We start from the raw sequence: 13,464 nt of genomic DNA, 5'->3' as shown, positions 1-13,464 counted from the left end.
TGGCAGTGACTAAATGCGTTCAACAAGAGTGCAAATTTTTTAACACTTCAAAAAAGCTAAAAAGTGCAAACGCAAGCGCCCTTCGGGTTAAGTGCACTTTTTTTAACGCTTTTTTTCCGTTAAAATTTGCAATTGTTTCACTTTATTTAGTCAATGCCCAATATATTATGATTTGACAAAAACCATTAAAACGTTTTATAATAAATTAAGTATATATGAAGGCTCTGATATGAAAACAAACCTCACATCCGAAAACAGAATAATCTCCAAAATACCGGAAAACATAAAAGGGCTCGGCGAAATAGCCCTCAATATGTGGTGGACGTACAATCCGAGGGCGAAAAACCTTTTTAAGTCCATTAATCCCTATTTGTGGAAAACAAGCGGCGAAAATCCTATTAAAATGTTTAAAATGTTAAAGCGTGAAGATTTTTCCGCCCTTATGGAAAATAAGAAATTTATTAAGGAATACAGATACGTTTATACGCTGTTTAAAAATTACATAAACGACCTATCCTTTAAACACACAAAAAAATCGCCGTATCCGATAGCCTATTTCTGCGCAGAATACGGAATTCACCACTCCCTTCCTATATATTCTGGGGGGCTCGGTTTTTTAGCGGGGGATGTTTTGAAAGAAGCCAGCGATATGAACCTTCCGATGGTTGCGGTGGGGTTTATGTACCCTCACGGATACGTAAGACAGGTTATAGGAAGCGACGGATGGCAAAACGGTATGAACGAAACGGTTGTGAAGGATGAGGCGCCCATTGAACGGGTTCTTAATGAAAAAGGGGAACATCTGATTGTAAAGGTTCCTTTTATAGAACCTGCGGTTTATGTTTCCGTGTGGAAGGTGAATGTGGGAAAGGTGGAGCTGTATCTGCTCGATACCGATATAGAACAAAATGATCCGTGGGACAGGGCAATAAGCGAAAGACTTTACACGCCGGATATGTCCCAAAGACTCAGACAGGAAATAGTCCTCGGAGTGGGGGGATACAGGGTTTTGGAAGAACTCGGGATAAAATACGATATTTTGCATTTAAACGAAGGCCATCCCGCATTTGCTCTGTATGAGAGAATAAGAAATTTTATGACCGATGAAAACCTCTCTTTTGATGAGGCAGCCGAAAAAGTAAAAGCCACTTCCGTTTTTACTACCCATACCCCTTTACAGGCGGCTACCGATATTTATAATTTCGATATGGTAAGCGGTTATTTTAAAAATTTTTATGAAAATCTCGGTATAAGCAAAGAAAAATTTTTGAGTTTCGGAATAAATCCGGACTCTCCCCAAAGCGGTTTTAATATGACCGCCCTTGCGTTCAGGCTTTGCAGGTATAAAAACTCCGTAAGCAAAAAACATTTCGAAGTTACGGTGAATATATGGAAAAACCTCCTTGATTCCCTTCCCGAAAACGACAAAAAGATAGATTACGTTACCAACGGGGTGCACCTGAGTACCTGGCTTAACGACGAATACTATTATCTGTATGACGAAATTTTGGGCGAAAAGTGGCCTGATTTGCAGGATGTCGGGGATTTGTGGGAAAAAATCGACGAAATAGACGGAGGGCTTCTTTGGAGGATACATCAGCGGTATAAAACGAAAACGATCGATTTTATAAGAGAAAGGGTCAGAAGTAAATGGGGCGATGACGATATCGACCCCATAGTGGCGCTTGCCGACGGGGTGCTTTTGGACAACGACGTGCTTACGCTGGTTTTTGCAAGGAGAATGACGGATTATAAAAGACCTTACCTGATTTTAAAGGATTTGAACAGACTTGAAAAAATACTCAACAACAGGGAAAAGCCTATGCAGATAATTTTTGCCGGCAAAGCCCATCCGGCGGATATTAGCGGTAAAAAGATAATACAGGAGATTTTTAAAGTGTGCGAGGACAGAAGATTTAAAGGGCGTATAGCGTTTATAGAGGATTACGGGGAAGAAGTGGCGAAATATCTCGTAAAAGGCGCCGATGTGTGGCTTAACAATCCGAGAATCCCGTTTGAGGCCTGCGGTACGAGCGGAATGAAGGCTTCAATGAATGCAACCCTTCATCTCTCCACCCCCGACGGATGGTGGGTGGAGGGTTTTAAAGGTAACAACGGCTGGTCTTTCGGCAAGGAGCCTTCGGATGACGAAAAGGACGCCGCTGAACTTTATAATCTTCTCGAAAACGAAATAATACCCATGTATTATGACAGGAACGACGAAGGCTGGCCCGAAAAATGGGTGGATTTTATGAAAAACGCTTTAAAAACCGTTTCGCCTCAATTTTGTGCGAGAAGAATGATGAAAGACTATTTTGAAAAGTTTTACTCCCCCATATCGGAGGAACTTAGAAAAAGAGAATAAAAGTTTAAAAGGAGAAAAGATGAAAAAGGTAAAAGCCGTAATGATGGCCGGAGGGTTCGGCACGAGAATACAGCCCCTTACGCATTCGCTGCCTAAGCCTATGCTGCCGGTTATGAATGTGCCGATGATGGAGAATATTTTAAAAAAGCTTAAACGAAGCGGTATCGAGGAAGTCGTAATACTGCTGTATTACATGCCGGAAGTTATAAAAAACCATTTTAAAGACGGCAAAAAATGGGGGGTTAAAATAAATTACGTTCTTCCCGATGCCGATTACGGGACCGCCGGGGCGGTCGGATTTGCAAGGGAATTTCTCGATACCACTTTTATAATAGTGAGCGGTGATTTGGTAAGCGACTTTGATTTTAAAAAAATAATTGAACATCACAGTCTCAAAAACTCAAAACTTACCATTACGCTGACTTCTGTGGAAAATCCGCTGGAGTTCGGAATTGTAATAACCGACGAGGAGGGCAGAATTCAGAAATTTCTTGAAAAACCGAGCTGGGGAGAGGTTTTCAGCAATACCATAAATACGGGTATTTATATTATAGAGCCCGAAATACTCTCTTTTATTCCTAAAAACGAACCTTTTGATTTTTCTAAGGATCTTTTTCCTCTACTTATGGAAAAAAACATCGAACTTTTCGGATATGTCGCAAAAGGTTACTGGAGGGACGTCGGGAACCCCGAAAGTTACAGGGAAGTGCATCAGGATATATTCAACGGCAAAGTCAGGTTCGATTTTCCTTATGAAAAAACCGTTTTTAAAGACGCGGAAGTTTACTCTTTTGACGGAAAAATTCCTAAAAACATCCATGCGGAAGGCAAGATTGTAATAGGCAAAAATGTAAAAATGGGTAAAAATGTCAGACTTTATAACTGCGTCATAGGCGATAACGTCGTTATAGGGGACGAATGCAAAATCAAAAACACCGTTATATGGAACGATGTGCAAATAGGTAAAAAAAGCGTTTTTGATTACTGTGTGCTGTGTAACGACGTAAAAATCGGCGATATGGTGGAGGCTAAAGCCGGTGCCGTTATAGCAGAAGGGTGCGTGATAGGCGATTTTGCAAACATCGCTCAGGACGTTACCGTATGGCCTAACAAAGAGATAGAACCGGCCGCAATCGTTACCAACAACATCGTCTTCGGAACGAAATATAAAAACGCCCTTTTTAACGACGGTGTCATTACCGGAACGGCCAATATAGAAATAGGCTGCGATATGGCGTGTAAAATAGGAGAGGCGTTCGGAAGCCATCTTCCTAAAGGTTCGGTAATTGCCGTGGGAAGGGATTTTGAAGCGGCTGCAAGAATGCTGAAAAGGGCTTTTGTAGGGGGTGTTTTGGCCGGAGGCGTAAACATAGTGGATTTAAAATCCGTACTCCCTTCGGTTCTCAGACTTTATATTTTAGAAAACGAAAATATTAAAGGAGGCGCCTATTTCAGAAAAAGCCTTTATGATCCGAGCAAAGTCGAAATTGTCCTTTTTAACGAGGAGGGGCTCAGACTCAAAAGGGACGTAACGAAAAAAATAGAAAAAAACTTTTTTAAAGAATCGTTCAGAAAGGTGGAATACGAAGAAATAGGTGTTCTTGAAGACGATAAAAAATACTATAAAGACGCCCGGAATATGTATATTTCCAAAATAAGAAAACTTATAGACGACTCTCTTATAAAAGGGGAGAGTTTTAAGGTGGCAATAGATCTGATGTGGGGGATAACAAAAAGCGTATATCCCGATATTCTTAAGTTTGTGGAAATAGAAAACATACTTCTTAACTCATATTACGACAATATAAAGGTCTCTAACATTTCGCATTTTGAAAAAGAATCCAAAAAGTACCTCTCGACGATTGTAAGATGTGTGAAAATGAATGTGGGGTTTTTAATTTATCCGCAGGGGCAGAGGCTTTCGATTATAGGCGATGACGGAAACGTTTTAGACAGAATAGGGGCTTTGAACCTCGTTTTGTATCTTTACAACGAAGAAGCGAAAAGGGTAGGTAAAAAATTCAGGGTTTTTCTTCCGGTATGGGCTCCCGATCTGTTTGACGGAAAATTTGAACATCTTAAAATAGAGAGGGGGAAATATTCCGATTTTAAAATATCCTCTTTTAAAGGTTTTGATCTGATTGCGACGGTGGACGGAAATTTCGCCTTTACCGAATTTTCCTACCACAGGGATGCAATATATGCAAGTTTGAAAATTATGGAAATGTTAATCAGGTATAACCTTAAAATTTCCGAAATCGAAAAAGACATTACCCCGTTTTATTATAAAATCCGCCATATACCCTGCTTACAGTCTCAAAAAGGCGAGGTGATGAGAAAATTCATAGAATATGCAAAAAACAAAAAACACACGCTGGAAGAAGGGATTAAAATTTATGAAAATGAAAACGAATGGGTGTTGATGCTTCCCGATTCATATGAGGAAAAGCTCAATCTTTACATTCAGGCCGAAAACGAGCTTAAAGGAATGGCCTTATATGAAAAATACGCTTTTTTGATAAAAGGATGGATAAAATGAAAATAGCCCTTTTGTGGCATATGCACCAGCCGAGTTATGTAAGGGGGGACGAAATATTCCTTCCGTGGGTTTTTCTGCATTCTATCAAAGATTATTACGATATGGCCCGGCTTGCGGAAAAATACGGTGTCAATGTGACTTTCAACCTTACCCCCACACTGATAAAACAGCTTTCGGCTTATGAAGAGGACGATTATTTTTTAAAACTTATGAAAAAAGACTGCAAAGATTTAACAAAAGCCGAAAAAAAATACCTTTTAAAAATTTTTAAAAGCCTGAATTACGATACGATGGTAAAACCTTACGATTATTTCAGCACCCTTTTTAAACAAAACGAATATACCGAAAACGAATTTCTGGATCTGCAGGTCTGGTTTTTGCTTGCGTGGTGCGGAAATTACCTGAAATCGTATAACGAAACGGTCAAAAAGCTGATATTAAAAAAACGTTTTGAAAAAAAAGACAAATTAACACTTATTGAAGAGCTTAAAAAGTTCGTGTTAAAAATTATTCCGTACTACAAAAAACTTAACGACGAGGGTGTGATAAGAATTACCACAACCCCTTATTACCACCCCATTCTTCCGCTTTTGATAGATATGGGCAAAGCAAAAGAAGCGGATACGGAAATATCCCTGCCTAAGGGATTTTTCCCTTTGGAGGAAGATGCCGAAAAACATATAGAAAAATCGCTTGAACTTTTTAAAAGGACATTCGGAAAAAAACCCGAGGGCATTTGGCCGGCGGAGGGCGCCGTAGATGAAAACAGTCTGCTTTTGTATAAAAAAAACGGTGTGAAATGGATTGCCACGGATGAGAAGATTTTAAAAAAAAGCGGTTTTGACGATTGCACGAAAGCTTACGAATACGAAGGTGTGAAGATATATTTCAGAAACGAGACATTAAGTGATCTGATAGGTTTTACGTACAGGTATTATGATGCCGAATATGCGCTAAACGATTTTGCTTCAAGGCTTTTAAAAGGGCTGAACGTAATAATACTTGACGGGGAAAACGCATGGGAGTATTATCCTTCGAACGGAAAAAAGTTTTTAGAGCTGTTTTACGGCAGGTTTAAAGAAAACTTCGTTTTTTTTGAGTGCGAGAAGAGCGAAAGTCTTAACCGTATAGCGCCCGGCAGCTGGATAAACGCCGATTTCGACACGTGGGTGGGTGATGAGGAAAAAAACCGGGCGTGGGAGCTTCTTTTTGATACCAAAAGGGATTATCTAAGAAAAAACGTATTTAACGCAGAGGCGGAAGAGGAGTTTCTGGTATCCGAAAGCAGCGACTGGTTCTGGTGGTACGGGAAGGGTCATTATACGGAATATGTCAAAGAGTTCGACTTTCTTTTCAGGGAACACCTGAAAAGAATTTATAAACTTATAAATCTTCCTTATCCGAAAATACTCGATATTCCGATAACGGGAAAAAAAGAGCTTAAAAACCTTTTAAGCCGGCCTAAGGATTATATATACCCGTCAATCGACGGCAGGGTTACGAGTTTTTTCGAATGGATTGACGCGGGGGTCGTGTACGAAAGCGGAGGAAGTATGCATCAGGATACGCAGATACGTTATATTTACTGGGGGGAAAACGAAAAAAGTTTTTATCTGAGGCTCGACGGCGATATAAAGGATCTCGATTTTAAGGTTTTTTTCGAGGGAAAGGAGCTTGATATAAAGATGGAAAAGGACGAAATAGCCGAAATTGAAATAGACAAAAAAGAGTTTTTTAAAAACGAGGGCGTATTAAGAATAGAAGTTTTCAAAAACGGAAAAATAGTAAACGTGCTTCCCTCTTTTGCAAGACTGTATATTACGGTAAACGAAGACTATACAAAGAACTGGTATGTTTGAAAAAAGTTTTTTATTCGGAATACATATGCACCAACCCGTCGATAATTTAAAAAACGCCGTCGATACGGCGGTTGAGAAATGTTACGCCCCGCTTTTCGAAACGCTTTGCAAATATCCCGAATTCAAATTTTCCCTTCACTGCAGCGGCTGGCTTTTCGAAAAATTAAAAAAAGATTATACGGATGTTTTTGAAAATATAAAAAAATGCGGTGCGGAAATTTTTACCGGAGGTTTTTACGAACCGGTACTGTCCGTAATTCCCGAAGAGGATATCGTTTCTCAGATAGAAAAACTGAATGTTTTTATTAAGCGTAATTTCGGATTCGCACCCACAGGAATGTGGCTTGCAGAAAGGGTTTGGGAGGAAGGCATCGTCCCTAACGTAGTAAAAAGCGGGGTCAGATATGTGGTTCTCGACGATTTTCATTTCAAAACGCAGGGCATAGAACCCGAGGGTTATTATATAACCGAAAAGGACGGACACGGGCTTTATGTGTTTCCAATAAGTAAAAAATTAAGATATAAAATCCCTTTTTCCGCGCCGGCGGAGGCGGTGGATGCCGTTTTGGCCGAAAAAATGCCGGTTATGTTCGACGATGCGGAAAAATTCGGGCTGTGGCCTTCGACTTATGAGTGGGTTTACGGGAAAAAATGGCTTGAAGAGTTTATACAAAGGGTGCTCGAAAAACTTCAAACGTACCGTTTTTTTGAATATATAAAACGTTTTTCACCTTCGGGGCTCGTTTATTTTCCCGAAGTTTCCTATGAAGAGATGCAAGAGTGGTGTCTTGATACGGATACGAGCCTGAAATCGAAAAGCCGTTTATTATGCATAAACGGGGTGTTTAGGAATTTTTTCAGAAAATATAAAGAATCAAACCATCTGCACAAAAGAATGCTCGAAATGAGCGGAAAAAAAAGCGAAAGCCTTTATAAACTTCAGACGAACGATGTTTACTGGCACGGCGTTTTCGGCGGGATTTACCTTCCTAACCTGAGAGACAACGCTTACAGACACCTTATCGAATGTGAAAACGGTTTTGAAGACGGAGTTAAAATCTACGACGTCGATTTTGACGGCTGTGAAGAGATTAAAGTAAAAAACGAAAATTTGATTTTGATATTCAATAAAAACGGGGAGCTTATAGAGTTTGACGACAGAAAAAACAGGTTCAATTTTTTAAACACACTTAAAAGGAGAAAAGAAGCTTATCATTTTGAAAACGACAACGATGAAAAAAAAGACGTTTTTACCATCCACGAAATAAAACCCTCTTTAGGTAAACTTAAAAGCGAGCTGTTTTTCGACAGGTATTTCAGATATTCTTTTATAGACCATCTCATAAGAAAAATAGACGGGGAGAGTTTTAAAAAAGACGAATATGAGGATTTTTTTTTAAAAGATTTTAAAAGAAACGGGCTTGATTTCGTTTCTTTACAGATAGAAAAACGGTTTTGGATAAGGGAGTGTATAAATTTTGAAATAATTAACAAAACGGATTACGATTATATGGCGGAGTTTAATTTTCATTTTGCCGATTACGAAAATCTGGAAGAGGGAGAAAATTACATTTACGACCCTTTTACCAAAAGAAAAATAGTGTTTGATTTCGATTATGACGAAAAGTTTGCTTTTTACGTCAAAACCGTTTCGAGGGACGAAAAGGGCTTTAGCGCCACGATTCAGTGCCTCGGTTTGGGGTTTGTTTTTAAAAACAAAAAAATAAAGGGGAGAATTTGTCTGAAATAAGAAGGGATTTTTTAAGAAACGACTATGTGCTTATAGCCCCCGAAAGACTGCACAGGCCCGTCGAAACAGAATATGAAACGAAAAAAAAGAGTATAAAACGGTGTCCTTTCTGTCCGGGCAACGAAAAGCTTGCCGCCAAAGAGATATATTCTTTAAAAATCGGCGGAGAATGGAAAACGAGGGTCGTTCCTAACCTTTACAAAGCCGTAATGATAGAAGCCGATTTAAAGAGCCTCAAAGACGGTGTCAATGAAAAATGGGAAGGTTTCGGGGCGCATGAAATTATTATAGACACGAGAAGGCATATAAGAAGTTACGAAATGGAAAAAGATGAAATTTTTTACTGGCTTGAAACGGTGAATGAGAGGGTTTGTGATTTGAAAAACGACAAAAGACTCGTGTACGCGAACGTTTTTAAAAACGACGGGGGGAACGCAGGGGCGAGCCAGGGCCATCCCCATACACAGATAATAGCGCTTCCTTTAATGTCGTTTGAGCAGAGAAGGTATTTCGGGTTTTTATATGAATATTATCTGAAACACGGCAGAAGCGCTCTTGACGATTTGTATGAAAGCGAAAAAAACTCCCCGAGGTTTATAAAAGAGAGCGAACATTTTTTAGTTTTCGCACCTTATGCGTCGGAGTACGCTTTTGAAACTGCGATTCTTTCAAAAACCACCGATATGACAGAAACGGAGGAGTTAAGCGGTCTTATTTACGAAATATATGCGGGTTTGAAAAAAGAACTCGGCACGTTTGATTTTAACGTGCTTTTTTATTTCGCACCTTTGAACAGGAATTTTGAAAACGAGGCCTATTTTGATGATGTGAAGTTTTTTTTCAGGTTTTTTATCAGAATAGTTCCGAGAATCTATAAACTCGGGGGTTTTGAAGTTTCAAGCGGAATAAAAATAAACCCTCTTCTTCCCGAAATCGTGGCGAAACTTTTGAAAGGAAAAACGGATGGTAATTGACGTGGGCGGTACGTACGTAAGATACAAAACCGGCGATGAGGCCGGAATTTTAAAAACGGAAGAAGTGGATTTAATTCCCTTTTTGGAGCGTCTTATAAACAAATACGTTCCCGAGAGGATGGTTATAGCTTTTGCGGGACAGGTTGAGGGACTGAAAATAATCTCCTCTCCCAATACCTCTTTCGAAAATATAGATTTGAAAGAAACGGCGGAAAAATACGGTGTTGAAATCATCCTTCAAAACGATATGAAATGCGCCGCCCTTGCACAGAGCAGGTATTTTAAAAGCGGCTATGTCGCCGCCCTTTATTCCGGCACGGGGCTCGGCTGCGGCGTCGTGGACAACGGCGCACTTATAAAAGGGGTTGAAAATTTTGCGGGGGAAATAGGGCATATTCCTTATAAAAGCACGCCTTTTAAATGCAAATGCGGCAAAAACAACTGTCTCGAACTTACCGCAAGCGGAAGCGGAATAAAAAAATGGAGCGCTTATTACGGATGTGAAGGCTTAAAGTGCGAACGGATAAGGGAAATGTATATTGAGGGTATGCTGAGCGCCGTAGGTACCGTGTGTTCCCTTTTTAATCCGGAAATTGTCGTTTTGGGAGGGGGCGTTATGGTGAACAATAAAACTCTTTTTGACGAAATAATAAAAAGAAAAGAAAAATACCTGCCCTCTTTTGTTAGAAACGTTTCGATAAAACTTACCGAAATAAAAGACGCTCCTTTAAAAGGGGCCGAAATTTTGTTAAAGGAGAAAAGATGAACGTACTGTTTTGTGCAAGCGAATGTGCCCCGTTTGTAAAAACCGGGGGGCTTGGGGATGTCGTGTCCGCCCTTCCTAAAGCGCTGGAAAAGGAAGGTGTGAACGTAAAAGTGGTGATTCCGAGATATTACGTTATAGACAAAGGCGAACTTGAACATATTCCCGGTGAGCTTATCGTTCCGATGGGAAGTATGGGCACTTTGAAAGCGGGGGTTTTTAAAAGCCGCATTCCCGGCAGCGGCGTTGAAATTTATTTTATTGATTATGAGGATTTTTTCGGAAGAAGCGGAATATATACCGACTATCACGGTTATTCTTACCGTGACAACGATGTAAGGTTCGCTTTTTTGTCCGTTGCGGGGTTCGAACTTTGTAAAATACTGGGATTTAACCCCGATGTTATCCACGCGAACGACTGGCATACGGCCGCTATGCCCGTACTTCTTAAAACGAGGTATACCGAATTTAAGGCCAAATCGGTTCTAACCGTACACAATCTTCAGCATCAGGGTATTTTTGACAAAAGCATAATGGACGTTTTACAGATTCCTCGGGTGCATTTTAATCCCTTCGAACTTGAGGCCCTCGGATGCGTTAATTTTCTAAAAGGAGGCATAACGTTCGCCGACGCCGTAACGACCGTAAGTAAGAAATACGCTTACGAAATACAGACCCCGGAATTCGGTTTCGGGCTTGACAGCCACATAAGGGCGCATTCTTACAAACTTAAAGGTATATTAAACGGTGTGGATTACAGCGAATGGAATCCGGCCTCCGACAAATATATAATCAAAAACTACGATACGGATGCGATGGAAGGAAAAAAAGAGTGTAAGAGGGATCTGCTCGATATGTTTTCCCTTAAAGGGGACGACCGTCCTCTCATAGGGTTTGTAGGGAGGTTTGTGTGGCAAAAGGGGATAGAACTGATTGCAGAGGCAATGGACGGACTTTTGAGTATCAATGCGAATTACGTTTTTTTGGGAACCGGTGAAAAGTGGGCGGAACAGTTTTTCAGCGAAAAATCGAAAAACTGGAATTTCAGGGCGTACGTCGGATTTTCAAACGAACTGGCGCATAAAATAGAGGCCGGCAGCGATATGTTTTTAATGCCGAGTATTTTCGAACCCTGCGGGCTTAACCAGATTTATTCCCTAAGATACGGTACGCCCCCGATTGTAAGGGCCACGGGCGGACTTGACGATACGATAGAAAACTATAATCCCGATTCCAAAACCGGAACGGGGTTTAAATTCTGGGAGGCGAGTGCGAATGCGCTTTATCACACCGTAAAATGGGCCGTTGAGGTTTATTATAGCGACACTGAGGGCTTTGAGTCTCTTATAAAGGAAGGTATGAAAAAAAGATTTGACTGGAAGCATTCCGCAAGGGAGTATATAGAGGTTTACAAAGGCATATTATGAATGAATACGACCTTTATCTTTTCAAAGAGGGGACTCACTCCGAACTTTGGAAAAAATTAGGAGCTCATGTAAAAAAAGAGGGCGTCGAATTTGCAGTATGGGCGCCTAACGCCCGGTATGTAAGTGTTGTGGGCGATTTCAACTCTTACGATACGAAAGCGCACCCGTTAAAATGTAAAAACGGAATATGGGAGGCAAACGTTAAAAGCGCCAAGAAAGGGGATACGTACAAATATTATATAATAGGCTCGGACGGCAGGGAGTTTTATAAGGCGGATCCTTTCGCTTTTTATAATGAAAAACCCCCTAAGTCCGCTTCGGTTATATGGGAGTTTGAATATAAACCGAAACACCCGAGGGTTAAAAACAGCACGGAAAAACCCGTAAACATATATGAGGTTCATCTCGGCAGCTGGAAAAAAGGGCTCTCTTATGTAGAACTCGCAAACGAGCTTAGCGGATACTGTATTGAAATGGGGTATAACTATATTGAAATACTTCCTATCACCGAATATCCGTTTGACGGATCGTGGGGTTATCAGGCAAGCGGTTATTTTGCGCCCACCTCAAGATACGGTACGCCCGACGAGTTTATGGAATTTGTCGATATTATGCACAAAAACGGCATAGGTGTGATACTCGACTGGGTCCCGAGCCATTTTGCCGTTGACGGACACGGACTTATCACGTTTGACGGAAGCTGTCTTTTCGAACACTGTGATCCGAGGCTCGGATACCATCCTGAGTGGAAAAGCCATATATTCGATTATTCTAAAGCAGAGGTGAGAAGTTTTCTAATAAGCAGTGCGCATTACTGGTTCGAAAGGTATAATATCGACGGAATAAGGGTTGACGCGGTCGCTTCTATGCTGTATCTTGACTACGGCAGAAGCGAGTGGGTTCCGAACGAATACGGGGGAAACATCAATCTCAGTGCCGTTAAGTTTTTAAAAACTTTAAATAAAAGCGTGCATGAAAAGTTTGAAAACGTGTTTATGATAGCGGAGGAGTCCACAACATTTCCAAATGTTACTAAAGACGTAAAAAAAGAGGGGCTCGGTTTCGATTTTAAGTGGAATATGGGGTGGATGAACGACATACTCCGGTATTTTCATACCGACCCCCTTTTCAGAAAAGGAAGGCACGGCGATATCGCCCACATTTTTTACTGTGCTTTTTCCGAAAAATACATACTTCCGCTCTCTCATGACGAAGTTGTGCACGGCAAAGGGTCGCTTATCAACAAAATGCCCGGAGGGTATGAGAAAAAATTTGAAAACTTAAAAGCTCTTTTGGCTTTTATGTACGGGTTTTTCGGTAAAAAACTTATATTTATGGGCGGCGAGTTCGCACAGTTCAGAGAGTGGGACTATAAAAGTTCTCTTGAATGGTTTTTAATAGAAAAGTTTCCGAAACACAGGGAGTTTAAAGAATTTGTTAAAAAACTCAACCGTTTTTACCTCGGGGAGGAATCACTTTGGGACGACGGATATGAAAATTTTAAATGGATAAATTACAGGGATTATACGAGAAGTGTTTTTTCTTATATAAGGGGTGATTTGATAATAATATGCAATTTTGCCGATTTCAGGTGGGAAAATTACATAACGGGCGCTCCCTCGGATTGTTACGAAGTTGTTTTTGATACCAAAAGCACAAAAGAAGGCACCGTATTGAAAGCGAAGAAAAAATTTTTCGGTGATTTCGAATACACTTTAACGCTTGATTTGGAGCCTTTGAGTGTAATTTTTTTAAAAAATGTTAAAATTTCATAAAAAAAAGGAAAA

8 protein-coding genes are annotated in these 13,464 nt (G+C 40.4%); all 8 read left to right on the top strand.

What is annotated here, in order from left to right; translation table 11 throughout:
* The first annotated feature begins 229 nt into the window (after positions 1 to 229).
* From glgP to glgB, 8 genes are read left to right on the top strand one after another with little or no spacing between them, the layout of a single operon-like run.
* Positions 230 to 2,365, top strand: a complete 2,136-nt coding sequence (glgP, locus tag ACXJIE_RS07165; RefSeq protein WP_456480285.1) for an alpha-glucan family phosphorylase — start codon at positions 230 to 232, stop codon at positions 2,363 to 2,365.
* A gap of 19 nt (positions 2,366 to 2,384) precedes the next feature.
* Positions 2,385 to 4,904, top strand: coding sequence for a sugar phosphate nucleotidyltransferase (locus ACXJIE_RS07160; protein WP_456480284.1), 2,520 nt, complete (start codon positions 2,385 to 2,387; stop codon positions 4,902 to 4,904).
* A complete protein-coding gene (locus ACXJIE_RS07155) occupies positions 4,901 to 6,763 on the top strand; it encodes a glycoside hydrolase family 57 protein (protein WP_456480283.1) in 1,863 nt (620 codons plus the stop codon). The genes ACXJIE_RS07160 and ACXJIE_RS07155 overlap by 4 nt, the downstream gene beginning before the upstream one ends.
* Positions 6,756 to 8,513: an alpha-amylase/4-alpha-glucanotransferase domain-containing protein gene (locus ACXJIE_RS07150; RefSeq protein WP_456480282.1), complete on the top strand. Its 1,758-nt coding sequence runs from the start codon at positions 6,756 to 6,758 to the stop codon at positions 8,511 to 8,513. The genes ACXJIE_RS07155 and ACXJIE_RS07150 overlap by 8 nt, the downstream gene beginning before the upstream one ends.
* A complete protein-coding gene (locus ACXJIE_RS07145) occupies positions 8,501 to 9,487 on the top strand; it encodes a galactose-1-phosphate uridylyltransferase (RefSeq protein WP_456480281.1) in 987 nt (328 codons plus the stop codon). Before ACXJIE_RS07150 ends, ACXJIE_RS07145 begins: the two co-directional genes overlap by 13 nt.
* Entirely contained in the window at positions 9,477 to 10,253 is a 777-nt protein-coding gene (locus ACXJIE_RS07140) for an ROK family protein (RefSeq protein WP_456480280.1), read from the top strand. Before ACXJIE_RS07145 ends, ACXJIE_RS07140 begins: the two co-directional genes overlap by 11 nt.
* Positions 10,250 to 11,677 (top strand): glycogen synthase GlgA, encoded by a 1,428-nt coding sequence (gene glgA / locus ACXJIE_RS07135; RefSeq protein WP_456480279.1) that lies wholly within the window; start codon positions 10,250 to 10,252, stop codon positions 11,675 to 11,677. The genes ACXJIE_RS07140 and glgA overlap by 4 nt, the downstream gene beginning before the upstream one ends.
* Positions 11,674 to 13,452 carry a 1,4-alpha-glucan branching protein GlgB gene (glgB, locus tag ACXJIE_RS07130; protein ID WP_456480278.1) on the top strand — a complete coding sequence of 593 codons (1,779 nt, stop codon included), beginning with the start codon at positions 11,674 to 11,676 and terminating at the stop codon, positions 13,450 to 13,452. Before glgA ends, glgB begins: the two co-directional genes overlap by 4 nt.
* Positions 13,453 to 13,464 lie beyond the last annotated feature (12 nt).

It is taken from the genome of Nautilia sp., assembly GCF_053994455.1.
This window is presented reverse-complemented; position numbering and strand designations above follow the sequence as displayed.

What these genes read in the sequence shown, in the direction of transcription:
- glgB (WP_456480278.1), top strand. Translation starts at nt 11,674, where the DNA reads ATGAATGAATACGACCTTTATCTTTTCAAAGAGGGGACTCACTCCGAA.
- ACXJIE_RS07160 (WP_456480284.1), top strand. Translation starts at nt 2,385, where the DNA reads ATGAAAAAGGTAAAAGCCGTAATGATGGCCGGAGGGTTCGGCACGAGA.
- glgA (WP_456480279.1), top strand. Translation starts at nt 10,250, where the DNA reads ATGAACGTACTGTTTTGTGCAAGCGAATGTGCCCCGTTTGTAAAAACC.
- ACXJIE_RS07140 (WP_456480280.1), top strand. Translation starts at nt 9,477, where the DNA reads ATGGTAATTGACGTGGGCGGTACGTACGTAAGATACAAAACCGGCGAT.
- ACXJIE_RS07155 (WP_456480283.1), top strand. Translation starts at nt 4,901, where the DNA reads ATGAAAATAGCCCTTTTGTGGCATATGCACCAGCCGAGTTATGTAAGG.
- glgP (WP_456480285.1), top strand. Translation starts at nt 230, where the DNA reads ATGAAAACAAACCTCACATCCGAAAACAGAATAATCTCCAAAATACCG.
- ACXJIE_RS07150 (WP_456480282.1), top strand. Translation starts at nt 6,756, where the DNA reads ATGTTTGAAAAAAGTTTTTTATTCGGAATACATATGCACCAACCCGTC.